The organism is Streptomyces sp. NPDC059092 (assembly GCF_042756365.1).
GTDB lineage: Bacteria > Actinomycetota > Actinomycetes > Streptomycetales > Streptomycetaceae > Streptomyces.
This window is the reverse complement of sequence record NZ_JBHZEJ010000037.1, coordinates 21,569-47,085: the sequence shown is the minus strand read 5'-3', so window position 1 is coordinate 47,085 and position 25,517 is coordinate 21,569. Positions and strand designations below refer to the sequence as shown.

Here is a 25,517-nt window from a genome sequence, read left to right as displayed (position 1 = left end):
CATGACGATCTCGTCAACCGGCCCGCAGGTGCCGGAGGTGTCGGTACCGGGCACCGGCGGCACCTCCGGCACCGCCCCCGACCCCCGCAGGAGCGTGGCCCGCGCCCTGCTGCGCGACCCGGCGGCCGTGGCCTGCCTCGGCTACATCGCGCTGATCGTGCTCATGGCGGTGTTCGCACCTCTCATCGTCCGGGTCAGCGGCTGGGACCCGTACGAGTTCGACCAGAGCGCCATCGACCCCGACCTCGGCGGCATGCCCACCGGGTCCTGGGGCGGCGTCTCCGGGTCGCACTGGCTCGGTGTCGAGCCCGGCAGCGGCCGGGACATCTTCGCCCGGATCGTGTACGGCGCCCGCTCCTCGATGCTCATCGCGCTCGGCGCGACGCTGCTCACCACGGTGCTCGGCATGGTGTTCGGCCTGCTGGCCGGCTACTTCGGCGGCCGGACCGACATGGTGATCTCGCGGGTCATGGAGTTCCTGATGGCGTTCCCCGCGCTCATCTTCATGATCGCCGTACTGTCCGCACTGCCCGCGGACGACCGGCAGTACCTGCTGGTCGTGGTGATTTCGCTGTTCGGCTGGCCCTACCTGGCCCGGATCGTCCGAGGACAGACCATGTCGCTCAAGGAGCGCGAGTTCGTCGAGGCGGCCCGCGCGTCCGGTGCCTCCCGCACCACCATCGTGTTCACCGAGATCCTGCCCAACCTGCGCTCGACCATCCTGGTCATGGTGACCCTGGCGGTACCCGGCTACATCGGTACCGAGGCCGGACTGTCCTTCCTCGGCGTCGGCCTGGTCCCGCCCACACCGTCCTGGGGGCAGATGATCTCCAGTTCGGTGAACTGGTACGCGGTGGTCCCCACGTACTTCCTGGTGCCGGGCCTCTTCCTGGCGCTGCTGGTGCTGTCCTTCATGGTCCTCGGCGACCACATCAGGACCGCCGCCGAGCCCGGGGGCCGCTCATGACCCGCTACGTCGTGCACCGCGTGCTGGGCATGGTGCTGGTGCTCTTCCTGGTCTGCCTGTTCACCTACATCATCTTCTTCGCCCTGTCGCCCGACCCGGCCGTACAGATCTGCGGCAAGAACTGCACCCCGGAGCGCATCGACCAGATCCGCGCCAACCTCGGCCTGACCGACCCGTTCCTGACCCAGTTCCTGCACTTCCTGCAAGGGCTGTTCCTCGGCCGCGACCACGGCGGCGGCCCGTCCGCGGTCCACTGCCCGGCCCCCTGCCTCGGCTACTCCTTCCAGACCTCGCAGTTCGTCACCGACATGGTCGTGCAACGGCTGCCGGTGACCGCGGTGGTCGCCCTCGGCGCGGCCGTGCTCTGGCTGGTCATGGGCGTCATCGGCGGTCTGCTCAGCGCCGTGCGCGAAGGGAGGTTCACCGACCGGTTCATCGCCGCGCTCACCCTGGGCGGCATGTCGGTCCCCAACTATGTGCTCGCCCTCGCGCTCCAGTACGTACTCGTGGTCCGGCTGCAATGGCTGCCCTTCCCGCAGGCCGTGCGGTTCGCCGACGACCCGGGGCAGTGGTTCCTCAACTTCATCATGCCGTGGACGGTGCTGGCGATCGGGTACGCCTCCTCGTACACCCGGCTCACCCGGGCCAACGTCATCGACACCCTGGACGAGAACTTCGTACGGACCGCGAGAGCCAAGGGCCTGCGACCCGCCCTGGTGTGGCGGCGGCACGCGCTGCGGCCGGCGCTGACCCCGATCGTCACGATCGCCGGCATGGACTTCGCCGGCCTCCTCGGCGGCGCGCTGATCACCGAGACCGTCTTCGGGATCAACGGCGTCGGCAAACTCGCGGCGGACTCCATCACCAAGAACGACCAGCCGGTCATCATGGCGGTGACGCTGCTCGCCGCGTTCTTCGTCGTGGTCGGCAACATGGCCGTCGACCTCGTGTACTCGGCGATCGACCCGCGGGTCGGCAAGGGAGCGGCGTCATGAGCGACCTGCTGCGCGTCCGCGACCTGACCGTCGCCTTCCACGGCGCCCCCGTGGTCGACGCCATCGGCTTCGCCGTGCCGCCCGGCGGCGCCCTCGGCATCGTCGGCGAGTCGGGCTCCGGCAAGTCCATGACCAGCCTCGCGATCATGGGACTCCTCCCGAAGGGCGCCACCCGCACCGGCAGCGTCGAGTTCGACGGCACCGAACTCACCACACTGAACGAACGCGGGATGCGCGCCGTTCGCGGCGACCGGATCGCGATGGTGTTCCAGGACCCGCTCTCCTCGCTGAACCCGTACTACACGGTGGGCACGCAGATCGCCGAGGCCTACCGGTCCCACCGCTCCGGCGTCACCCGCCGGGCGGCCCGCAAAGCGGCGATCGAGGCGATGGAACGCGTACACATCCGCGACGCGGCCCGCCGCGTCGACGAATACCCGCACCAGTTCTCCGGCGGCATGCGCCAGCGCGTGATGATCGCGATGGCGCTCTCCACCGAGCCCGGCCTGATCATCGCCGACGAGCCGACCACCGCCCTCGACGTCACCGTCCAGGCGCAGATCCTCGACCTGCTCGCCGAGGTACGCCGCGACACCGGTGCCGCGCTCATCCTCATCACCCACGACCTCGCCGTGGTCAGCGAGGTCGCCGACACGCTGATCGTCATGCGCCACGGCAAGGTCGTCGAGTCCGGCACCGCCGAGCAGATCTTCTCCGACCCGCGGCACCCGTACACCCGGGCGCTGCTCGACGCGGTCCCGCGGATCGACGACGAGATCGGCGAACTGCAGACCCTGGGAGGCGACACATGAGCCCCGAACCACTGCTGCGGGCCCGGGAACTGGTCAAGGAATTCCCCGTCGCCGGTACGGCCGGCCTGCTGCGCCCCGCGCGCAGGTTCACCGCCGTCGACACCGTCTCCTTCGACCTGCACGCGGGCAGAACCCTCGCGCTGGTGGGGGAGTCCGGGTCGGGCAAGTCGACCACCGCGCGGCTCGCCGCCCGGCTGATCGACGTCACGTCGGGCACCGTCCACCTCGACGGCCGCGACATCACCGCCCTGCACGGGCCGGACCTGCTGGAGGTACGCCGCCAGGTACAGGTCGTGTTCCAGGACCCGTTCTCGTCGCTCAACCCCCGGCACACCGTCGAACGGATCGTCACCGCGCCCCTGCGCTACCAGAAACGGCCGATCCCCGGAGGCACCAGGACGGTCGCCCGCGCGCTCATGGAACGGGTGGGGCTCGACCCCGGCCATGCCGACCGCTACCCCGCGCAGTTCTCCGGCGGGCAGGCCCAGCGCATCGGCATCGCCCGCGCGCTCGCCGTGAGCCCGCGCGTACTGATCTGCGACGAGGCGGTCTCGGCGCTCGACGTCTCGGTACAGGCCCAGATCATCAACCTGCTGCGCGAACTCCAGCGCGAGGAGGGCTTCGGCTGCCTGTTCATCGCCCACGACCTCGCCGTGGTCCGGCAGATCGCCACCAGCGTCGCGGTGATGACCGCCGGCCGCGTGGTGGAGGCCGGCGAACGGGACGCGGTCTTCGACCACCCGCGGCACGAGTACACCCGCACCCTGCTCGCCGCCGTGCCGCGGATCCGCCCCGAGTGGGACGCGCGCAGACGCGCCAACGCAACGGGAGCCACCGCGTGAACCTGGTGGAGTACCCCCTGCCCGGCGCCTGGGTCCGCGAGTTCACCGTCGCCGCGCCACTGGACTGGTCCGACCCCGGCGGCGGGAGCATCGAGCTGTTCGTCCGGGAGTTCACCGACCCCGGCCGCCGCCACGACGACCTGCCGCTGCTGACCTATCTGCAGGGCGGCCCCGGCGGCGCCAACCCCCGGCCCGCCCCGGTGGCCGGCTGGCTGTCCGAGGCCCTGCGGCACTACCGGGTCGTCCTGGTCGACCAGCGCGGCACCGGACGCTCCACCCCGGTCGACGGGACCGACATCGCGGCTTTCCCCGACGCCCGGGCTGCCGCGGACCACCTGCTGCACTTCCGGGCCGACTCGATCGTGCGCGACCTCGAACACGTCAGGGCCCGGTGCTACGACGGCAAGCGATGGGCCACCCTCGGACAGAGCTTCGGCGGATGGATCACCCTGACCTACCTGTCGCACGCCCCCGAGGCGCTGACCGCCTGCTACGTCTGCGGCGGGATCCCCGGCACACCGCCCGATCCGGAAGAGGTCTACCGGCGCACCTTCGACCGGGTGGCCGGCAAGACCGCCGACTTCTACCGGCGTTACCCGCAGGACGCCGCCGCCGTGGCGGCGATCGCCGACCGGCTCGCCGCCGGTGACGTGACGCTGCCCGACGGAACGCCCCTGTCGGTACGCCGGTTCCAGACCCTGGGCGGTGACCTCGGCTTCGGCGCCGGCCACCAGCGCCTGCACTGGCTGGTCTCCGAGGCGGTCCGCCGGGACGGCCGTCTCGACGGCGCCTTCCTGGAGACGGTGCTGGTCAAGACGTCGAACGCGGGCAACCCGCTGTTCTGGACCCTCCAGGAGTCGATCTACGGCGACGGCGCCAACGGCCCCTTCCGCTGGGCGGCCCAGCGCGAACGGGACCGGCGGCCGGAGTTCGCCGAGGACCGCCGGCCGCTGCTGTTCACCTCGGAGATGACGTTTCCGTGGATGTTCGAGGAGATACGGGCACTGCGGCCGTTCGGGCCCGCGATGGCCGAACTCGCCGAGCAGCGGGTCTGGACCCCGCTCTACGACCCGGCCCGGCTCGCCGCCAACGACGTCCCGCTGGCCGCCGCCGTCTACGCCGACGACGTGTTCGTCGACGCCGGGCTGCAGCGCGACACCCTGACCCGGGTCGGCAACGCGCAGACCTGGGTGACCAACGAGTACGAACACGACGGCATCACCGACGGCCGGGTGCTGCGCCGGCTGCGGGAGATGGTCCGCGACCGAGGAGGCGAACAGCGTTGACCGAGACGACCATCCCGCCGTACGCCGGGACGAAACCGCCACGGCTGGCCGACGAGAGCCCCGGCTTCCTGGCCCGCATCGGGCAGGGCTGGGCCGCACGCGACGTCCCGGCACCGGTGAGCCCGGCCGCGGCACGCGCGGCGGCCGAGCACCGGGCCCGGCTGAGCGCCCGCCTGCCGGACCGGACCCTGGTCCTGGCCGCGGGCCGCGCCCCCCGCCGTAACGGCGACGCGGACCACCCGTTCCGGGCGGACAGCGACTTCGTCTGGGCCACCTCGTGCCAGGCCGAGGGCGCGGTCCTGGTGATGAGGCCACGGCCGGGCGGCCACGACGCGGTGCTGTACATGCCGGCCCCGGCCCGGCCCGGCGAACGCGACTTCCACGCCAGCGCGGCGCACGGGGAACTGTGGGTCGGCCCGTCGGCGGGGCTCGCGGCGTGGTCGGCTGCGCTGGATCTGCCGGTCCGGCCGATCGGCGACCTCGGCGAGGAGCACGGCGGCCGGCCGGACGAAGTGCGTACCGTGCTCTCCGGCCTGCGCATGATCAAGGACGACTGGGAGATCGCACAGCTGCGTGAGGCCGTGGACCACACGGTCACCGGATTCGCCGCCGTCGCCGACGAGATCCCGCGGGCCGTCGCCGACGGCCTGGGCGAGCGCTGGTTGCAGGGCACCTTCGACCGGCACGCCCGCACCTTCGGCAACGGGCCCGGCTACCACACCATCGTCGGCTCCGGCGAGCACGCGCCGATCCTGCACTGGGTCCGCTGCGACGGCCCGGTCAGGCCCGGCGAGACCCTGCTGCTGGACATGGGCGTCGAGACGAACTCGCTGTACACCGCGGACGTGACGCGGACGATACCGGTGGGCGGCACCTTCACCCCGGCCCAGCGCCGGGTGCACGACCTGGTCGAGGCCGCCCACCGGGCCGGCATGGACCAGGTACGCCCCGGCGCCACCTACACCGACTTCCACTTCGCCGCCATGGAGGTGCTGGCCCGCGGGCTGCACGACTGGGGGCTGCTGCCCGTCTCGGTCGACGAGGCCCTCGCCCCCGAGGGCCAGCAGCACCGCCGCTACCTCGTCTGCGGCATCGGCCACCACCTGGGCCTGGACGTGCACGACTGCGGCTCCTCGACGTACGAGCACTACCAGGGCGCGCCCCTGCGGCCCGGCATGGTGCTGACGGTCGAGCCCGGCCTGTACTTCCACGCCCACGACGAGACCCTGCCCCCCGAACTGCGCGGAACAGGCGTACGCCTGGAGGACGACCTCCTGGTCACCGGGACCGGGCACGAGGTGCTGTCGGGCGCGCTGCCGATCGACGCCGCCGGGATCGAGAAATGGGCGGCCCGATGACCCGCGCGCGTCCCTTCGCCCTGCGGGACGTCGAGCTTCTCGACGGGGTGCACTCCCGGACCCGGGACCAGATGCTCCATCTCGCCAGGGAGTTCCCGGTGGACCGGGTGCTCGCCGTCTTCCGGGCCAACGCGGGGCTCGACACCCACGGGGCGCTGCCCCCCGGCACCTGGGAGGACTTCGGCCACCCCGAAGAGCGGGCCTGGTCCGGGGCCGGCTACCCGGGACCGGGCGTGGCACCCACGGCGAGCCTGCTGCGCGGCCACTACGCCGGGCACTTCCTGTCGATGCTGTCGCTGGCGTACGCCTCGACCGGCGAGGAAGCCCTGCGGGTGAAGACGGACAAGATGGTCGCGGGCCTGACCGAGGTGCGCGACGCGCTGGCGGCGACCGGGCGTTACAGCCATCCCGGGTTTCTGGCGGCGTACGGCGAGTGGCAGTTCTCGCGGCTGGAGGACCTGGCACCGTACGGGGAGATCTGGGCGCCGTACTACACCTGCCACAAGATCATGGCCGGGTTGCTGGACGCGTACGAACTGACGGGCTCCCAGCAAGCGCTGCGGATCGCCACCGGCATGGGGCACTGGGTGGCCGGCCGAATTCTGCGGCTGGAGCGGGCGCGGTCGCAGCGCATGTGGTCGCTCTACATCGCCGGCGAGTTCGGCGGCATGAACGAGACCATGGCGACACTGCACCGGATCACCGGAGAACCGTCGTTCCTGCGCACCGCCGGGGCGTTCGAGGTCGACCACGTGCTCGACGCCGCGGCCGGGGGCCGTGACGTCCTCGACGGCATGCACGCCAACCAGCACCTCCCGATGCTCGTCGGACACCTCGACCAGTACGACGCCACCGGCGACCGCCGCTACCTCGACGCGGTGACCGCCCTCTGGGACCAGATCGTGCCCGGCCGCACCTTCGCGCACGGCGGCACCGGCGAGGGCGAACTGTGGGGCCCCGCGGACACCGTGGCAGGGTTCGTCAACCGGCGCAACGCCGAGACCTGCGCCACCTACAACCTGCTGAAGATCGCCCGTTCGCTCTTCGCGCACACCCTCGACGGCCGGTACGCCGACTACGCCGAGCGCGCCTCGCTCAACCACATCGTCGGCTCCCGCGCGGACGTCACCTCGGACACCAGCCCCGAGGTCCTGTACATGTACCCGGTGGACCCGGGCGCCGTCCGCGAGTACGACAACGCCGGCACCTGCTGCGGCGGCACCGGTCTGGAGAGCCACCTCAAACACCAGGAATCGGTGTGGTTCCACGCACCCGGACAGCTGTACGTCACGCAGTACATACCCACGCGGCTGCGCCACGCCGACGGCGAGATCACCCTGCGGACCCGGTACCCCCGCGACGGGAAGGTGGCGATCGAGTTCGGCGTCGCCTTCTCGGGCGAACTGCACCTGCGCATCCCGCCCTGGGCCGCCGGCCCCCGCCTCGACGGGGTGGAGACGCCGGTGCCGGAGACCGGATTCGTCACACTGCGGCGCGATTTCCGCCCCGGAGACCTCGTCGAGCTCGACCTGCCGATGCCGCTGCGGCTGGTCCCCACCCCCGACGACCCCACCCTGGTCAGCCTGGAACTCGGCCCCACGGTGCTGCTCGCGCGCGACGACGCCACCACCACCCTGCCCGTCGCGGCGGCCGCCCACCGGCGTCTCGACGGCAGCGTCGCCGGGCACACCACCGACGGCGACCTGGTCTCGGTGCTCGGCCGGACCTTCGAACCGGCCTGGTCCGGCGGCGACCACCGCTACCACATGTACCTGCGCCTGGCCGACCCGGAGATCGCCTTCCTGGGCAGCTCACCCGGGGTACCCGACCGCCATGACCCGGACGGCTGGTCGTTCCTCACCGGACTGTGGGCGGACGGCGGTTACGCCGATGTCGCCGCGTTCTTCACCGCCGTCCACCGGGGGGTGGTGCGGGCGGCCCGCTCCGGGCTGCTGAGCCGGGACGAGGCTGCCCTGGTGCTCATGGCAGCCGCCGCGAGCACCCTCGACGGCCCGGCCGTGCCCCGCCGTGGTGTCGTCGGCCAGGACTCGGCGGACGTACCGCGCGTGACCCGGCTGACCTCCGCGGACGGTACGCCGGCCGAGGACGTCGTCGAGTGGTCGCTCCCGGCGGACGTCGGCGTGGGAGATCCGCTGCCGGTGGTCCGGGTGGAGGTGACCGGCGACCGTGCCCCGTCCGGGTGGTACACCCGGGAGCCCGGCTTCGCGGTGACCTCGGTCTCGCCCGCCACTCTCGAAGCCGCGGTGGGCGAGGGCGCGTGGCGGCCCACGACCGGCGTGATCGCGCTGGACCGGGAGGGCCGGCACGTGCTCCGGGGCCGGGCCACCGACTCCTCCGGCCGGACCGTCCACACCACGTGTGAGGTCGCCGTGGACACGCGGCCCCCGGCGGTGCGTGCCGAGGTCCGTCCGCTCGGACCGAGCAACGTCGAGGTGACCCTCCACGCCGACGACGACGTGTCCGGCGTGGACCGCGTTCAATGGCGTACCCCGGAGACGTTCTGGGGCGTCTATCAGGAGCCGTTCACCAGGGCCCTGCGCGACGAGCCGCAGACCCTTGAGTTCATCGCCACCGACCGCGCCGGGAACACCACACCGGTCCAGCGGGTGGAGTTGCCGCCGCTGCCGTGAGGATCCCGGGCGATTTTCCCGAACCGAAGGTTGCCGAAAGGGTTTTCGTACGTCAGTGTCGACAGCAATAGATTCCCCGTCCAACGGTGTTGGTCTTCACTCGCTCACCGGAGTCCTCCGTAACCACCGTCATTGTCCGGTGCGCGGGAAAGGCCGGAAAAGACGTGGCGCTCTTCCATCATCGGCCCTCAACGGGATGGTGTTTCCGTCATGAAGCTTCTTCATGCTCGATTACGGCCACTGTGGCTCGCTGTCGTACTGACTCTCACGTTGGTGACCGGTGCGTCCGTCGCGCCGCCCGCGACGGCGCGCGCCTCGGCCGCCGCCGCGAAGTCGGTGTACATCCCCGCGAGATGGACCCAGACGGGCGAGGTGCCCTGGGCGGCCGACCGGAGCCGGGAGTCGACGAACTTCGTCCTGCTGTGGGGCGAGAAGTCGGGCACCAACCCGGTGTCGGCGCCCTCGCCGTACAACTTCGACCCGAACAGTGTGATCACCCAGCTGGAGAATCTCTACAGCTTCTACGTCAACACGATGGCCTTCACCCCGGAGACCGGGCTGCTGGCGCAGCACAAGATCATCGTGATCGTCACCCGCACCTGGAACCGTACCGAGCTGGACGCGTGGGCCAGTGGCGGCTCTGTGGACAACAGGGTCGGCATCATCAATGCCGCCCCGGGTGCGGCGCTGCCCGGTTCATGGGGGCTGGCGCACGAACTCGCCCATGTCTTCCAGAACTACACGTTCCTGGGCCGGTCCGGGGCCGGCTTCGTCGATCCGAGCGCGGGCACGTTCTGGGAGACCAGCGCCGAGTTCATGGCGATGCAGGCGCTGCCCACCACCGCGGCGGGGGACCTGACCCGCTGGCTGCGCTCGGAGAATCTGTACTGGAGCTCCAGCCGGCACCACTACGGCAACTGGATGCTGGCGCAGTACATCAAGGACCGTGACGGTCTGGCGATGTTCAACCGGATCTGGAACGAGGCACGCAGCACCGAGCATCCGCTGGAGACGTACCGCCGGATCACCGGCATCAGCCAGCCGGAGCTCAACCGGCGGGTCGGCGAGTACGCCACCCGCACCGTCACCTACGACTTCGGCAACCGGTCGACGCTGATGCCGTTCCTCAACAATGTGTACGGCGCGGGTTTCCTCAACGCGTACAACGGGGGCAACGTCGAGGCCGTCGACCAGAGCCTGGGCCACTACCGGATCAACGCGCGGGTGGCGCCCTCGGACTACGGCTTCAACAAGATCAAGCTGGTACCGGCGTCGGCGGGCGGGCTCGTGAAGATCCGGGTGAAGGGGCACGCGGAGACCGGTGCGAGCGGCTGGACGTTCGGACTGGTGGCGGTCCGTAACGGTACGGCCCGCTACTCGGCGCTGACCTCGGGCACCGACGGACAGATCAGCTTCCAGCCGCAGTCCGGTGAGAGCGAGCTCTGGCTCGTGGTCACCGCCACCCCGACCGCGGTGCCGCACCACGGCTTCCTGGACGGATACCCCAAGGCCCGGCGCTTCCCTTACGAGTTCCGGCTCTCCGGCGCCACCCCGTCCGGCTTCGAGCCCGGCCACGTCAAGCCGGCCGCGACCGGCGGCGGGCACTGGCACGCCAACGGCGGCGGCTGGGTCTCGAACACGGCCAACGTCGCCGCTTCCGCCTATGTCGGCCCGAAGGCCGCGGTGTACGCGGGTACGGTCTCCGGCAACGCCCGTATCGAGGGGCTCGGCTGGGTCAACGGCGGTACCGTCGGCGGCAACGCCGTGGTCAGGGACAACGCCCTGATCCAGGGCGGCGCCAACCTGTCCGGAAACATCGTCGTCGGTGGGGACGCCGAGCTCGCCATCACCTGCGGTGCCGGTACCTATCTGATGTTCAACCCGGACCGGGGCTGCGACGGCGGCGCCGGTGAGTCCGACGTCAACCCGTCGTTCACCGCGTTCCCCAGCGTCGATCTGGCCATCTCCTAGCGCGACGGCCGCCCCGGCCGGCCAGGTCGGGGCGGCCCGTCCGAGCGGCGCGGACCATCCGGTTCCCGCGGTGAAACCACCGACGTTCCTGACAGTGAATGTCCCGCGTCGACAGCTTCCCGGGAAACATTTCCGGCCTCGATCCGACATGCCTTCTTCAGGCCGGGACCGGTGTTCCATTCGCCGTTCCCGGACGGCCGTTCAAGCGCCGTCGATCGATATCGATACCGAAAGCCTTCCGGAAAAGCATTGCGACGCGGTCAACGACCGAAGAAACCCTTTTATGGACTCGTACCGGGAGTGGACGCACACATGACGCACAACGAGATGTCCCGCCGCCGGCTGCTGCGGTACGGAGCGGTGACCGCCGGTGCGACCTTGGCCGGCGTGACCGGCACCGGGCCGGCAGCCGCCGCCTCGGACACTCCGGTGGCGCCGGCCGTCGGCGACGGCCGGCCGCGGGTCGACCGCCTCCCGGTCCCCCCGTCGTGGCTGGCCGTACCGTTCTCCCTCGGCCAAGTCACCCTCGGGGCGAGCCTGTTCACCGAGAAACGTGACCGCGTCCTCGCCTACGCCCGGGCGTACCCCGTCGACCGTGTCCTCAGTAACTTCCGCGCCGCGGCGGGACTGGACACCGCGGGCGCGGAGCCGCCGGGCGGATGGGACGACGCGACGGGCAACCTGCGAGGCCACTACAGCGGACACTTCCTGTCCATGCTCGCCCAGGCGTGGGCGGGCACCGGCGAGGCCGTGTTCAAGGACAAGCTCGACGCCGTCGTCGCCGGGCTCAAGGAGTGCCAGGACGCCTGGACGGAGCAGGTGGGCCGGCCGGGCACACCGCCGCCGCCGGCGGTGTGGTCGACCGGCAGGGCCGGAGGCGGGCTCGAACTCACCGGTGACGGCCAGTACATCGGGCTGCCCGACGCCACCGTCGACGGTCTCGACACCTTCACCGCCGCCGTATGGGTACGGCTCGCCGAGAGGCGGACCTGGTCGCGGGTGTTCGACTTCGGCACCGGCACCGGCACCTACATGTTCCTGACCGTGGACGACGGCGCGGCACCCCGCTTCGCGATCACCACCGGAGGCAGCTCCGGCGAGCAACGGATCCGGGGCACCGCGCCACTGCCGGTCGGACGGTGGGTCCATCTGGCCGTCACCCTCGCGGGCGGGACCGGGACGCTCTACGTCGACGGCGCGGTGGCCGGTACGAACGCGGAGATGACCCTGTCCCCGACCGATCTGGGCGCCCCGAAGAACAACTGGATCGGCCGTTCCCCGTTCGGGGACGCGAACCTGGCGGCCACCGTCGACGAGTTCCACCTGTACGACCGTGCCCTCGACGCGGCGGAGGTCGCCGCGCTGGCGGCCGCGGAGGGCGGCACGCACGGCAACCTCGCCTGGTACCGGTTCGACGAGACCTCCGGATCGGCGGTCGCCGACTCCTCGGGCCGCGGCCGGGACGCGACGGTCGTCACCGGCACCGGCGGCGCCCCCGGGCCGAGTCACGCCGGTTTCCTCGCGGCCTACCCCGAGACGCAGTTCATCCAGCTGGAGTCGTACGCCACCTACCCGGGGATCTGGGCGCCGTACTACACCTGCCACAAGATCATGCGGGGGTTGCTCGACGCGTACACACTGGCCGGCAACACGACGGCGCTCGCCGTCGTGACCGGGATGGGGGAGTGGGTGCACAGCCGGCTCGGCACGCTGCCCCGCGAGCAGCTCGACCGGATGTGGTCGCTGTACATCGCCGGGGAGTACGGCGGCATGAACGAGGTCATGGCCGACCTGTACGCGCTGACCGGCGACACGACGTTCCTCGCCACGGCCCGCTGCTTCGACAACACCGGTCTGCTCGCCGACTGCGTGGCCGGCACCGACAGCCTCGACGGCAGGCACGCGAACCAGCACATCCCGCAGTTCCTCGGCTATCTGCGCCTGTTCGAGAACGGCGGCGGCGAGGAGTACCGGACGGCCGCGGCCAACTTCTACGACATGGTCGTGCCGCACCGCACCTATGCGCACGGCGGCACCGGCCAGGGCGAGGTCTTCCGCGGCCGGGACGCCATCGCCGGCAGCATCGTCACGACGACCAACGCCGAGTCGTGCGCGGCGTACAACATGCTCAAGGTGGCACGGGGGCTGTTCCTGCACGCCCCGGACGCCCGGCTCTTCGACTACTACGAGAAGACGCTGGTCAACCAGATCCTCGCCTCCCGGCAGGACACCGACAGCACCGACGACCCGCTGGTCACGTACATGGTGCCGGTCGGCCCTGGCGTGCGGCGGGAGTACGGCAACACCGGCACGTGCTGCGGCGGCACCGGCCTGGAGAACCACACCAAGTACCAGGACTCGATCTACTTCCGGTCCCCGCGCGGCGACGTGCTCTACGTCAATCTGTATCTCGCGTCGACCCTGCGGTGGACGGAGCGGGGACTGACCGTCACCCAGCGCGGCGACTACCCGAGGTCGGACACCACCACGCTGACGATCACCGGTGGCGGCCGGCTGGACCTGCGGCTGAGGGTGCCGTCGTGGGCACGGTCCGGGTTCACGGTCACGGTCAACAGCCGGAAGCAGACGGTACGGGCAGGTCGCGACGGGTACGCGAGCGTCGCCAGGACCTGGCGGGACGGCGACCGGGTCCAGGTCCGCTTCCCGTTCCGGCTGCACGTCGAGCGGGCTCTCGACGACCCCGGTCTGCAGGCCCTCCTCCACGGGCCCGTCGCGCTCGTCGCGAAGTCGGCGAGCCCGGAGTCCCCGCCGATGTCGTGGTACGGCTCCCTGGGCCTCTCCGGCGACCTCACCACCGCCGTCGAGGCGGGTGAGCGGCCGATGACGTTCACGGCTGGTGGAGTGCCGTTCGAGCCGTTCTACCTGGGCGACACCGACCCGTACCACACCTACTTCCGCCGGGAGGAGCCGCGGATCGTGTTCGCCGGCACCGATGCCGGCGTCGCGAACCGCGCCGACGGAAGTGGCACGACGTTCCTCGACAAGCTGTGGGCGGATGCCCCGTTCGCCGGCCGCCCGGCGTTCCTGCGGGCGGTGGCCGCCACCGCCCGCGAGTGGAGGAGCGACGGGTTGCTGAGCCGGGCGGAGGCCGCCGCTGTCACCGCGGCCGCGGCCGCGGCACCGATGACGCGAGACGCGTTCCGGCTGCGCTGAAGGATCAGCAGCCGCAGCCGCAGCCGCAGCCGCAGCCGCTGCATCGGCCGCCCGCACCGCACCGCACCCGTCCTCGAAGTCGTCAAGTCGTCGGTACAGGAGGGAGGGACGGGTGCGCGTGCGGCGGATGCGGGCCAGGGCTGTCGAGATCCCTCAGGGCGTGGGCCCCGGTGACGGAGCCGACGCGTATCCTGGACAGCCCCCAGGAGGCCAATGGCAGCGCGTCGCCGACGCGCGGGCCGTCGTGATGAAGCCCCCCGTTCCTGCTCTTCGACGAGCCGACTCCGGTGCCCGGCCCCGGCCCGTCAGGAAGGTACTGCGCGTGATGAGCGCCCCGGCGCGCGACGGCATGACCATGCTCGTCGTCCCACACGAGATCGCGTTCGCCCGAGAGGGTGCCGAGCGGACCGTCTTCATCGACGATTCCGGCATCGTCGAGAGAGACATGGCCGAGCAGGTGACGGGCGCCCCGGGCGAACCGAGTACCCGGCAGTTCCTCCGGGGGGTGCTCGCGTGACGGCGGAGCTCGACGACTACCTCGCCTCCTTCACCGAGCCGACCGGATACCTCAACTTCGGCAGCTACGGACCACCGTCGCGCGCGGTCGTGGAGACGATCGGGCGGCTCACGGCCGACGCGGGCGCCGGTGTTCCCTCGGCGGGACTGCACGCGGAGGACGACAAGGCCCTCGCGGCGGTCTCGCGACTCACCGGGTTCGACCGCGGCGCGGTGGTGCTGACGCCCAGCACATCGCTCGGCCTCCTCCAGATCGCCTTCGGCCTGCCGCGCGGCGCCGTGCTCGTCAGCAGTGCGGAGTTCCCCTCGAATCTGTACGCGTGGTGGCGAGCACAGGACGCGGGGCTCACTACCGTACGCACCCTGCGTGCCGTGCCCGGGAACGAGCTCGCGCCGGTCACACCCGAACGCGTGGCGGCCTCCCTCACGCCGGACACGGTCGCCGTGGCGGTCAGCGCGGTCGACTTCCGCACCGGGGCCCGCGCCGATCTGGCCGGCATCAGATCGGCGATCGGCGACCGCCTCCTCGTGGTCGACGGTATCCAGGGATTCGGTGTCGTCGACGCCGACTGGACCGTGGCCGACGCGCTCGTCGTCGGCGGTCAGAAGTGGCTCAGAGCCGGGTGGGGCACGGGCTTCGTGGCACTGTCCCCCCGGGGCCTGGCTCGCCTGCGGCCCGTTCTCGGCGGCTGGACCGGTGTCGAAAGGCCCTCGCACTACGACGGCGTGCCCCACGAACTGCTCCCGGGCGCACAGCGTTTCTCGACGACCAACGGATCACCGTTCGCATCCGGGGCGCTCGCGACGGCGCTCGCGCAGCTGGAATCGGTCGGGGTCGCCACCGTCCACCGTCGTATCGAGGACACGGCGACGGCCTTCATCGACCGGCTGCTCGCCGCCGGCCTGCCGGTACTGTCGCCCGTCGCACCGTCTGAACGCGCGGGTCTTGTCGTGGTCGGTGTTACGCACGGCGACGCCCCGGCTCTCCACGAACGGCTCGACGCGGCGGGCGTGACCGCAACCGTGCACGGGGACGACCGCATACGTTTCAGCATGCACGCCACCACCACGCCGAGCGCACTCGACGCCGCCCTGGCCGTTCTGGGAGAACCGTCATGAGCCGCTCCTGACCCTCTCCGCCATGGGCCCATGCCGGTGCGCCGAGGAACCTGGTCACCGGACGGCGGGCGTCGGCGGCGTCGAGCTGAACGGGGCGGAAGAGGATCCGGCGGAGGACGACGGACAGGAGGACCGAAGGCGCCGCACCGAGGCGACTCCGGCCGCTGAGGCCGTGTTCGCTCCGGGCGCGGCCACCGCCCGTACCGCCGCCCGCGCCACCGCGTCTCCGCCTGCCTCTGGCCTGAGCCGCTGCCCGCCGCTCGTGCGGCCCGCCGGGCCGGTGCGGACCAGGAAGTAAGCATTTCTACGGACGTGGTGCGCGTCCGCCGCTCCTACTGTCCTTCCACGAGCCCCCGGACCGGGGTCACCGGGCCCGGGGCGAGGCTGAGGACGGAGGGCGGACATGAGCCGTTTGGCAGGCAAGGTCGCACTGGTCAGTGGCGGGGCCCGGGGGATCGGACGGGGTATCGCCGACCTCTTCGCCGCGCAAGGGGCCATGGTGGTGGCCGCCGATGTCATCCGGCCCGACCCCGGGAGGCCGGACGGCCGGGTGGACCACGCCGAGGGTGCGGGGACCGTCGCGTTCGAATGGCTCGACGTGACCGACGAGGACGCCTGGGCCCGTGTCGTGGGCGTGGTCGAGGACCGCTTCGGCGGTATCGACGTACTGGTCAACAACGCCGGAGTGGGTTCGTACGAAGCCGTCCACGAGCTGCACGCCGCCGAGTGGGACCGTGTCCTCGGTGTGAACCAGACCGGTGTCTTCCTCGGGATGCGGGCGGTGATTCCCGCGATGCGGCGGCGCGGTGGCGGGTCGCTCATCAACATCTCCTCGATCTACGGCGCCGCCGCCGTCCCCGGATCGCTCGCCTACCAGGCGACGAAGGGCGCGGTGCGCAGCATGACCCGTAACGCGGCCGTCACCTACGCCGCCGAGTCGATCCGGGCGAACGCGGTGCTGCCTGGCTGGATCCGCACGCCCATGACCGCGTCGCAGACCGCGGAGTTCAACGACGCCGTCATCGCGTCGACGCCGATGGGCCGGGGCGCCGAGCCGCTGGACATCGCCTACGGGTGTGTCTATCTGGCGTCGGACGAGTCGGCGTATGTGACCGGTACCGATCTGGTGATCGACGGCGGTTTTCTGGCGCGCTGAACCTCGCGCGTCAACACCCGCACCGACGCCGGGACAGCGCCACATCACACCACACACCGCACCACCACACACCGCACCGCACCATACTGCGACCGGCCGTGCGCCGGTAGGACCGGAGAGCACATCATGGGACGTTTGGCGGGCAAGGTCGCCCTGGTCACCGGGGGTTCCCGGGGGATCGGCCGGGGGATCACCGAGGCGTTCGTCCGGGAGGGCGCCGTGGTCGTCTCCGCCGATCTGACCGTGGCCGATCCCCCGGTGCCCGGCGTCCGGGAGATCCGCCTCGATGTCACGGACGAGGACGGCTGGGCGGAGGCCGTCGCCGATGTGGAGCGTACGTACGGCCGCCTCGACATCCTCGTCAACAACGCCGGTCTCATCTCCTACGAGCCGATCGACACCCTCACCCTCGCCGAGTGGGAGCGGGTCGTCGCCGTGGACCAGACCGGTGTCTTCCTCGGGATGCGGGCGGCGATCCCCGCGATGCGCCGCGCGGGCGGCGGCTCGCTCATCAACATCTCCTCGGCCTGGGGGGTGGTGGGCGGTGTGGGCACCCACGCCTACCACGCCGCGAAGGGCGCGGTGCGCAGCATGACCCGCAACGCTGCCGTCACCTACGCCGCCGAGGCGATCCGCGCCAACTCCGTTATCCCCGGCTGGATCGAAACCCCGCTGACCGACGCACAGCCCGCCGAGCTGAACGCGGCGGTCCTGGCGGGCACCCCGATGCGCCGCGGCGGCACACCGGCCGAGATCGCCCACGGGTGTGTGTATCTGGCCTCGGACGAGTCGGCGTACGTGACCGGCACCGACCTGGTCATCGACGGCGGACTGCTCGCCCAGTGAGCCACTACGGGTACGCGGAGGCCGGACCCACCACAGAGAGGACAGACCCGAGATGAGTAACTCCCTCACCGTCGCGGCGGCCCAGTTCGAGATGCGCGAGGTCGACGGGTTCGCCGCCTTCGCCGGACAGGTGCGCGGCCTGCTCGACCGTACCGACGGCGCCGACCTGGTGGTCCTGCCCGAGCTGTTCACGGCGGCGCTCTTCACCGCCCGGCCCGGCTGGCGCGGCGAACCCGTCGGCGAGTTGAGCCGTATCGCGGACTACACCGACGACTACGGCGCCCTGTTCCAGGACTTGGCCCGCATCCGGGGCCAGGTCATCGTCGCCGGCTCGCACCTGGTGCGCGCCCCCGACGGAGCAGGGGTGCACAACACGGCCTTCGTGTTCTTCCCCGACGGCTCGGTCGTCCGTCACGTCAAGACCCATATCTTCCCCGCCGAGGCCGGCTGGGGCACCGGCGAGGGCGACACCCTGGCGCCCTTCCGTGTCGGCTCCGTCACCGTCGGCGTCTCCATCTGCTACGAGACGGAGATCCCCGAGGTCGCGACGGTCCTCGCCCGCAAGGGCGCGGATCTGATCGTCAGCCCTTCCTACACCTTCACCCCGGCCGGTTTCTGGCGCGTCCGGCACTGCGCCCAGGCCCGCGCCATCGAGAACCAGGTGTACATGGTGCACTGCCCGACCACCGGCGATCCCGGGGCTCCGCTCTCCCCGGGCAGGGGCCGCTCCTCGGTCCTCGGCCCCTGCGACGCCGGGTTCACCCCTGACGGTGTGCTCGCCGAGGCGGCCCCGGACACCGAGGACGTCATCCTGGCCCGGCTCGACCTCGATCTGCTCCACGAGAACCGGCGTACGGGCGCGGCCACCACCCATAGGGACCGGCGCCGCCGCGCGCCGGTGTACCGCGGCTACGCCGACGAACTGCTCGCCGGTCTCTGACCTCCCGGGTCCGCCCCGCGTAGCACCCGCCCCCTTCCTTTCCCGTCTCCCATCGGAGGACGACATGCCTCTCCACCTTCCCGAGGGCAAGACTCTCGCCGTCTCCATCGGTGCCGACTTCGACGCGCACAGCGTCTGGATGGGCACCTTCAACCTCAGCAGCCCCAGCTATCTCTCCCGTGGTGAGTTCTGCGCCGAGGTCGGAGTGCCCCGGCTGATCAGCCTCTTCGAGCGGTACGGGGTACGGGCCACCTGGTGCACGCCGGGCCACTCCATGGTGACGTTCCCGGACCGCTTCCGGGAGATCGTGGACGCCGGTCACGAGATAGCCGCCCACGGCTGTTACCACGAGGGCGTGCCGAGCCTCGACCTCGACACCGAGCGGCGGCTGATGGCCGCGCAGCTGGCCCAGCACGAGAAACTGGTCGGTGTCCGCCCGCGCGGATACCGTTCCCCCGCCTGGGACTTCACCGACGGGACCCTCCAGATCCTGGAGGAGAACGGATTCGAGTGGGACTCCTCGCTCATGGGCCGTGACTTCGAGCCGTACCACCCGCGGCCGGTGACCGTGGGCTGGGAGGAGGGCAGCAGCTTCGGTCCGCCGAGCCCGCTGCTGGAGTTCCCCGTCTCGTGGTTCCTCGACGACTTCCCCGTCGCCGAGTACATCCCCGGCGTCAACCAGGGACTGGGCTCCAGCGAGGTGATGTTCCAGCGCTGGAAGGACCACTTCGACTATGCCTACCAGCATGTGCCGTCGGGCGTGCTCGCACTGACCGTGCACCCGCAGACCATCGCGCGTGCGCACAACCTGATCGGTTTCGAGAAGCTCATCGACTACATGAGCGGCCACGAGGGCACCTGGTTCGCCGGTCTGAGCGAGATCTACGACACCTGGACCGAGGACTGAGGGCACACCCCGAAGCCATCGCATCCCGCTTTCGCCCCCCCCGGCCGACGCCCCCCGCGCTCCCGTGTCACCTCGCCCGTACCCCGTAGGGAGAACGACCATGGAACGACCCGTCAAGAACTCCGGCCCTCGCAGACCCGGCACCCGTACCGCCACCGGCAGGCGCGGCGCGCGCTCCCTCCTCGCTGCCGTCGCCTGCGCGCTCACCGTGGCCCTGACCGCCGGGGCGTGTTCCGTCCCCTCGGACCAGGCCGCGTCCGCCTCCGACGGCACCTCCTCCGCAGGCGCCGAGGGGCCCGCCGAGGTCTCGGATCTGAAGATCGCCTACTTCTCGGCGGGCACCAGCAACGCCTACCTCCAGGCGGCCATCGCGGCGGCCAAGAAGGAGTCCGGCACGCTGGGGGTGAAACTCGACGTCTTCGACGGGCGGTTCGACGCGCAGAAGCAGTTCGACCAGATACAGACGGCCCTGACCAGCGGCCGGTACAACGCCTTCGCCGTCGAACCGAACGACGGCAACCTGGTGTGCAAGCTGCTCACCAAGAACGCCGCAGACAAGGGCATCCTCGTCTCCGTCTTCAACCTGCCGATCTGCGGGCGCGCCACCGAACTCGGTGAAAAGACCTGGGAGCCGGGCACCGTCACCTACGTCGGTGGCCAGACCCTCGACGTCTACCGCGCGTGGGTCGGCCAAGTCGTCAAGGACAACCCCGGGGGCGCCAAGGTGGCGCTCATCTCCGGCCCCGACCTCAACGCCAACACCATCTGCTTCCAGGAGGCCGCCAAGGAGTTCGCGAAGCACAAGGGGTTCGAGGTCGTCGCCCGGCAGTCCACCGACTACACCACGCCCAAGGGCCTGGCGGCGGCCCAGACCATCCTGCGGGCCAACCCGGACCTCGACGTCATCATGTCGAACTTCTCCGGGATGAGCCGCGGCGTCGTCCAGGCCGTGAGCGGTGTGCAACGCGCCGGGAAGGTCAAGATCTACGACTTCGGCGGCGACGCCTGGGCACTGGACTCGGTGAAGCGGGGCGCGCTGGAACAGAGCGTGATGATGCTGCCCGCGCAGGAGACCATCGAGGCGATCCGCGCGCTCGCCGACCACGTCAAGGGCGAGGACGTCCCGCGCTTCATCAACCTCACCGAGTCGTCCGCGCTGCCCGGCACGCCCTTCGCGACCCGGGAGACCATCGGCGACTTCCACCCCGAGTACTGAACCGGTCCGTGCCGTGTCACGAGAGGAGCCACAGATGACAGCGCAACCCACCGCCTCCGATCGGGCCGCGTCCCCTCCGGTGGCGCAGCCGCCCCCGCCGGCCGTGGTGTGCCGGGGAGTGGGAAAGGTGTTCGGCAAGACGTACGCGGTACGCGACGTCGACCTGGAGATCCCCGCGGGCGCCGTGCACGCCCTCGTCGGCGAGAACGGCGCCGGGAAGTCCACCCTGCTCGGGATGGTCAGCGGCCGGCTCGCCGCCGACACCGGATCCGTGGAGGTCTTCGACACGGTCCTGGGCGCCGGCGGTCCCCGCAAGGCACGTGGACTCGGACTGGTGACGGTCTACCAGGAACTCACCATGGTCCCCGCGTTGAGCGCCGAGGCGAACGTCTTCCTCGGCGGCCAGCTCACCCGGCGGGGGCTGCTCTCCCGCCGTGAGATGCGCCGCCGGTACGAGGAGATGTGCGCGGACTTCGAGGTGTCGATCCCGGCCGACGCCCTCGCCTGTACCCTCTCCGTCTCCCAGCAGCAGATCCTGGAGATCATGCGCGGTGTCCAGGCCGACGGCCGGGTGCTGCTGCTGGACGAGCCCAGCGCCGCCCTCGCCGAGCACGAACGGGACATCCTGTACCGGATCCTGGACCGGCTGCGCTCCCGGGGAACGACGATCGTCTTCGTCAGCCACAACCTCGAAGAGGTGCTCCGGCTGAGCGACACCATCTCCGTACTGCGCAACGGACGCCTGGTGGAGACCGCTCCCCGCGAGCGGTGGAACCGGCAGGCGCTGATCCGCTCCATGGTCGGCCGGGAGATCGGGGTGACCGCGCGAGGCGCCACCCACGAGCCGGGCGGCCCGGCGCTGGAGGCGTCCGCCGTCAGCGCGGGCATCGTCGACGACATCGGCATCCGGGTCCACCAGGGCGAGATCGTCGGTCTGTGGGGGCTGGTCGGCTCCGGCCGCACCACGTTCATGCGGGCCCTGGCGGGCCTGGACCGTACGTCCTCGGGCGAACTGCGCCTCGGCGGCGAGCCCGTGCCCTGGCCGCGCTCCGCCAGGGAGGCCATCGCGAGCGGTGTGGTCATGGTGCCCGAGGACCGCAAGAACGGGCTCGTCCCCGGCATGGACGCGGTGGGCAACGTCAGTGTCGGTGTCACCCGCTTCACACGGCTCGGGCGTATCGACCGCGGCCGGGAGCGCGCCGACGCCGAGCGCTTCACCCGCTACTTCGGCTTCGACGCCGACCGGCTGGACGCCCCGGTGCGCCACCTGTCCGGCGGCAACCAGCAGAAGGTCCTGCTGGCGAAGTGGGCGGCCCGCACCCCACGCGTGTTCCTCATCGACGAGCCGACCCGCGGGATCGACGTCGGCGCCAAGTCCGAGGTGCTGGCCAGTCTGGTCAGCCTCGCGCGGGACGGCGCCGCCGTGATCGTCACCTCCTCCGAACTGGAGGAGGTGCTCGCCATCGCGAACCGTCTCCTGGTCTTCGCGAAGGGGCGGGTGGTCGGTGAGATCCCCGCCGACTCACCCCGGTTCCGGGTGCGGGACATCGTACGCCTGGGCTTTCACGAGAAGGAGACCGACAGATGAGTTCACCCGCCGTGCCCACCACATCGTCCGCGCCGCCCAGCGGCGGTCCGGGCGTGCCCACCGGCCCGGAACACCCCGCCGACAGCGCCGCGGCCACCGGCCGGGCCGCCCGGGTCCGGGCGCTCGCCCTGCGCTACAGCATGCTGTGGGTCCTGGTGGCCCTCGTCCTCGCCGCCACCGTGCTCTACCCGGGCTTCCTCCAGCTCGCCAACGTGCAGGACATCCTGACGCAGAACGCCGCCGTGGGCCTCATCGCCGTCGCCATGACGTTCGTGATCATCTCCGGTGGTTTCGACCTCTCCGTCGGCGCCACCTACGCCCTGGGAGCGACGGTCTTCGCGGGGGTCACCAAGAGCACCGGGTCGGTCGTCCTGGCGGGCGGCTGCGCCCTGCTGGCGGGCGTGGCGGTCGGCGCCGCCAACGGCACGATCATCGCCCGCTGGAAGGTGAACCCCTTCGTCACGACGCTGGGCATGTCCTCGGTGATCTCGGGACTGGCGTACGTGTACTCCAACTCGGCGCCGTTCATCGTGGACGGCATCTCCTTCCAGTACCTGGCCCTCACCGCGGTCGCCGGGGTGCCGCTGCCGATCTGGATCCTGCTGGTGGTCTTCCTCGCGGGCGCCGTACTGCTCTCGCAGACCGGATACGGGCGCAACATCTACGCCATCGGCGGCAACGAGGAAGCGGGCCGGCTGTCCGGCCTGCGGGTGCCGTGGCTGGTGGGCAGCGCGTACGTGATGACCGGAGTGGCGGCCGCGCTCGCGGGCATGATGGACGCCTCCCGGCTCGGCGTGGGCCAGGCCGACGTCGGCGCTACCGTGGCGCTCGACACCATCGCCGTCGTCGTGGTCGGCGGCACCTCGCTGCGCGGCGGTGAGGGCGCCGTCTGGCGCTCCGGCGTCGGGCTGCTGATCCTGGCCACGCTCACCAACGTCTTCTACAGCCTCAACATCAGCCAGCACTGGCAGCTCATCGCGAAGGGCACCATCGTGGTGGCGGCCGTCGCGCTCGACTCGCTGCTGCGCCGACGGCGGACCTGAGCGGTTCCGTGGCCCGGCGGCCACGCACGGCCGGCGCGCGGGTGAAGATGGCCGAAACAACTCCTTATCTGTTTGTTACGTATCTCCCTGTTGGTCGGCGCCCGTCCCCGGCATGATGAGCGCGTATCACACCGCGGTCCCGGGACTGTCCGGGCACCGTGCCGGGGCCGCGTCGTCCGCGGCCGCCCTCACACAAAGGGACGGGGATACGCCCGTGTCCGCAGTGAAGAAAACTCCTCCTCCCTGGCACCACGGCACCCGTCCGACACCTCCGGCCACCGCTGTCGTGCTGGCCGACGGGCGGGTCGAGGCCACCGACCGGGCCCCCGGCGACCCGTCCGACGGGCCGGGCCCGGCCGTCGCCTTCCTCCGAACGCACACCGCGCTGACCGATCTGATCAGCGCAAGTGTGCGGACCGAACCCGGCCGGATCGGGTTCATGTGGACCGACAGCACGGCCCGCGCCCTGGTCCGGGTCTGGGTGGATCCGTTCCGCGACGCGGCGGACCGGCCACTGGGCCGTGTCCTGATCGAGCCCTGTCACCCCTCGCCCTACGGGCTGACACTGCGGGAACTCGACGTCCTCACCCTGATCGTCGCCGGACTCACCAACAACGAGATCGGCGAGCGGCTGTTCACCAGCCCCCGTACGGTGACCACCCACGTGGACCGGCTGCTCACCAAACTCCAGCTCTCCAGCCGCGCCGCGGCGGCGGCCGTCGCCCTGGACCAGGGCCTGGTCCGGCTGCCGTTCCCCGGCGGCGGCGCGCCCTTCGGCCGTCTCGCGGTGGGCCGGGTCGCGGTCGCCGCACAGGGCGGCACCCCCGTACCCGCGCCGGTGCCGGGACCCACCAGGCCGCTGCGGCGGCGCCCGCTGCTGATGGGCGCGGTCCTGCCCCTGACGGGTCCTGCGGCGGACGACGGCAGGGAGATGCTGCTGGCGACACGGCTCGCGCTGGAGGAGATCAACGACCTGGGCGGGATCGCGGGCCGACGTGTCGAGGTGGTCACCGCGGATGTCGAGGTGACGGACCCGGCTTCGGTGCGCGGGGCGTTCGAGGAGCTGATGGCCCTGGAGGTCGACGCGCTGACCTCCGGCTACATCGGTCCGCAGGACGTGGCGCACGAGATCGCGGCGGACTACGGCTGTCCCTACCTCCACGCGGCGACACTGGACTCGATGGTGACGCGGGTCGCCGACGATCCCGGGCGGTACGGCGGCGTGTTCCAGGTGTGTCCCAGCGACACCCGCTACGGGCCCGGCTACGTCCGCTTCCTGACCCGGCTGCGGGACAGCGGCCGGTGGCGTCCCGATTCGGACCGGCTGGTGGTCGTGCAGGGAGTGTGGCCGCTGGGCGATCTGGGCCGGGGGGAGATGGAAAAGGCCGTGGAGGAGGGCGGCTGGTCCCTGACGGTGCTGTCGGGCATCGGTATGGCCGGGGCGGAGTGGGAGTCGGTCGCCCGGCGGGTGCGGGAGATGGCCCCGGCCTCGGTCCTGGTCGGCCACTACTTCATGCCGGGCAGCCTCGCGTTCCTGCGCGAACTGCTGCGCGACGGCGGCCCGCCCGTACTGCCGTACCTGCTCTACACCCCCTCCATACCGAGTTTCCGCGAGGCGTTGGGGCCGCTGGCCGAGGGGCTGCTCTGGGCGACGGTGACGGGCACGTACGCCGATCACATCGGCCGTTCCTTCGCGGCGCGTTACCGGGTGCTGCACGGTGTCGCGCCCGGCCGGTCGCATGCGGGGATCGCCTACGACCGGGCGCGGATGATCGCCGGGGCGTGGTCGCGCGTGGACGACCCCCGGGACTACCGGCGGGTCGCCACCGCGCTGCGGACCACGATCCACCGGGGCGTGAACGGCGCCTACTACCTGGCCGACGCCGGGCAGGCGGCGCTGGCCTATCCGGAGCTGACGCCGGACCCGTCGATCGGCCAGGCCCACCTCGTGCACCAGATCCAGGACGGCCGGCACCGCATCCTCGCGCCGTCCCCGTACGCCGACGGCCGGTTCCGGCTGCCGCCCCGGTTCGAACCGGCCGGTCGGCGCGGTACGGAGCCGACGTCCGACGCGCGGGACATCACGCGCGGCGCGGCGGCGGACGGTGACCCGGAAGCCGCGGTGTAGAC

Annotated in this window: 19 protein-coding genes; all 19 read left to right on the top strand. The window is 71.4% G+C overall.

The window, feature by feature from the left end; genetic code table 11:
- Window position 1 precedes the first annotated feature (1 nt).
- Window positions 2-967 (top strand): ABC transporter permease, encoded by a 966-nt coding sequence (locus ACFXPL_RS21685; protein ID WP_384921855.1) that lies wholly within the window; start codon window positions 2-4, stop codon window positions 965-967.
- Window positions 964-1,962 (top strand): ABC transporter permease, encoded by a 999-nt coding sequence (locus ACFXPL_RS21680; RefSeq protein ID WP_384921852.1) that lies wholly within the window; start codon window positions 964-966, stop codon window positions 1,960-1,962. The genes ACFXPL_RS21685 and ACFXPL_RS21680 overlap by 4 nt, the downstream gene beginning before the upstream one ends.
- Window positions 1,959-2,774: an ABC transporter ATP-binding protein gene (locus ACFXPL_RS21675; protein ID WP_384921850.1), complete on the top strand. Its 816-nt coding sequence runs from the start codon at window positions 1,959-1,961 to the stop codon at window positions 2,772-2,774. Before ACFXPL_RS21680 ends, ACFXPL_RS21675 begins: the two co-directional genes overlap by 4 nt.
- Window positions 2,771-3,616, top strand: coding sequence for an ATP-binding cassette domain-containing protein (locus ACFXPL_RS21670; protein WP_384921847.1), 846 nt, complete (start codon window positions 2,771-2,773; stop codon window positions 3,614-3,616). The genes ACFXPL_RS21675 and ACFXPL_RS21670 overlap by 4 nt, the downstream gene beginning before the upstream one ends.
- Entirely contained in the window at window positions 3,613-4,902 is a 1,290-nt protein-coding gene (locus ACFXPL_RS21665; RefSeq protein ID WP_384921844.1) for an alpha/beta fold hydrolase, read from the top strand. Before ACFXPL_RS21670 ends, ACFXPL_RS21665 begins: the two co-directional genes overlap by 4 nt.
- Window positions 4,899-6,260, top strand: a complete 1,362-nt coding sequence (locus tag ACFXPL_RS21660; protein WP_384921841.1) for an aminopeptidase P family protein — start codon at window positions 4,899-4,901, stop codon at window positions 6,258-6,260. Before ACFXPL_RS21665 ends, ACFXPL_RS21660 begins: the two co-directional genes overlap by 4 nt.
- Window positions 6,257-8,911 (top strand): beta-L-arabinofuranosidase domain-containing protein, encoded by a 2,655-nt coding sequence (locus ACFXPL_RS21655; protein ID WP_384921838.1) that lies wholly within the window; start codon window positions 6,257-6,259, stop codon window positions 8,909-8,911. Before ACFXPL_RS21660 ends, ACFXPL_RS21655 begins: the two co-directional genes overlap by 4 nt.
- Window positions 8,912-9,184: 273 nt before the next feature.
- A complete protein-coding gene (locus ACFXPL_RS21650; RefSeq protein ID WP_384921835.1) occupies window positions 9,185-10,882 on the top strand; it encodes a DUF6055 domain-containing protein in 1,698 nt (565 codons plus the stop codon).
- 312 nt (window positions 10,883-11,194) lie between these two features.
- Entirely contained in the window at window positions 11,195-14,056 is a 2,862-nt protein-coding gene (locus ACFXPL_RS21645; RefSeq protein WP_384921832.1) for a beta-L-arabinofuranosidase domain-containing protein, read from the top strand.
- Window positions 14,057-14,381: 325 nt separating this feature from the next.
- Window positions 14,382-14,573 carry a hypothetical protein gene (locus ACFXPL_RS21640; protein WP_384921829.1) on the top strand — a complete coding sequence of 64 codons (192 nt, stop codon included), beginning with the start codon at window positions 14,382-14,384 and terminating at the stop codon, window positions 14,571-14,573.
- Entirely contained in the window at window positions 14,570-15,691 is a 1,122-nt protein-coding gene (locus ACFXPL_RS21635) for an aminotransferase class V-fold PLP-dependent enzyme (protein ID WP_384921826.1), read from the top strand. Before ACFXPL_RS21640 ends, ACFXPL_RS21635 begins: the two co-directional genes overlap by 4 nt.
- 403 nt (window positions 15,692-16,094) lie before the next feature.
- The gene (locus ACFXPL_RS21630; RefSeq protein ID WP_384921823.1) at window positions 16,095-16,847 is read left to right on the top strand and encodes an SDR family NAD(P)-dependent oxidoreductase; all 753 of its coding nucleotides are present in this window, start codon (window positions 16,095-16,097) and stop codon (window positions 16,845-16,847) included.
- Between the two features lie 126 nt (window positions 16,848-16,973).
- Window positions 16,974-17,693, top strand: coding sequence for an SDR family oxidoreductase (locus ACFXPL_RS21625; RefSeq protein ID WP_384921820.1), 720 nt, complete (start codon window positions 16,974-16,976; stop codon window positions 17,691-17,693).
- 52 nt (window positions 17,694-17,745) lie between these two features.
- On the top strand, window positions 17,746-18,633 hold the full coding sequence (locus tag ACFXPL_RS21620; RefSeq protein WP_384921818.1) for a nitrilase-related carbon-nitrogen hydrolase: 888 nt from the start codon (window positions 17,746-17,748) through the stop codon (window positions 18,631-18,633).
- A gap of 64 nt (window positions 18,634-18,697) precedes the next feature.
- Window positions 18,698-19,540 (top strand): polysaccharide deacetylase, encoded by an 843-nt coding sequence (locus ACFXPL_RS21615; RefSeq protein ID WP_384921815.1) that lies wholly within the window; start codon window positions 18,698-18,700, stop codon window positions 19,538-19,540.
- A 100-nt stretch (window positions 19,541-19,640) separates the two neighbouring features.
- The gene (locus tag ACFXPL_RS21610; RefSeq protein WP_384921812.1) at window positions 19,641-20,756 is read left to right on the top strand and encodes a sugar ABC transporter substrate-binding protein; all 1,116 of its coding nucleotides are present in this window, start codon (window positions 19,641-19,643) and stop codon (window positions 20,754-20,756) included.
- A gap of 34 nt (window positions 20,757-20,790) precedes the next feature.
- Window positions 20,791-22,344, top strand: coding sequence for a sugar ABC transporter ATP-binding protein (locus ACFXPL_RS21605; protein ID WP_384921809.1), 1,554 nt, complete (start codon window positions 20,791-20,793; stop codon window positions 22,342-22,344).
- Entirely contained in the window at window positions 22,341-23,387 is a 1,047-nt protein-coding gene (locus ACFXPL_RS21600) for an ABC transporter permease (protein ID WP_384921806.1), read from the top strand. Before ACFXPL_RS21605 ends, ACFXPL_RS21600 begins: the two co-directional genes overlap by 4 nt.
- Window positions 23,388-23,601: 214 nt before the next feature.
- Window positions 23,602-25,515, top strand: coding sequence for an ABC transporter substrate-binding protein (locus ACFXPL_RS21595; RefSeq protein WP_384921803.1), 1,914 nt, complete (start codon window positions 23,602-23,604; stop codon window positions 25,513-25,515).
- The last annotated feature ends 2 nt before the right edge of the window (window positions 25,516-25,517 follow it).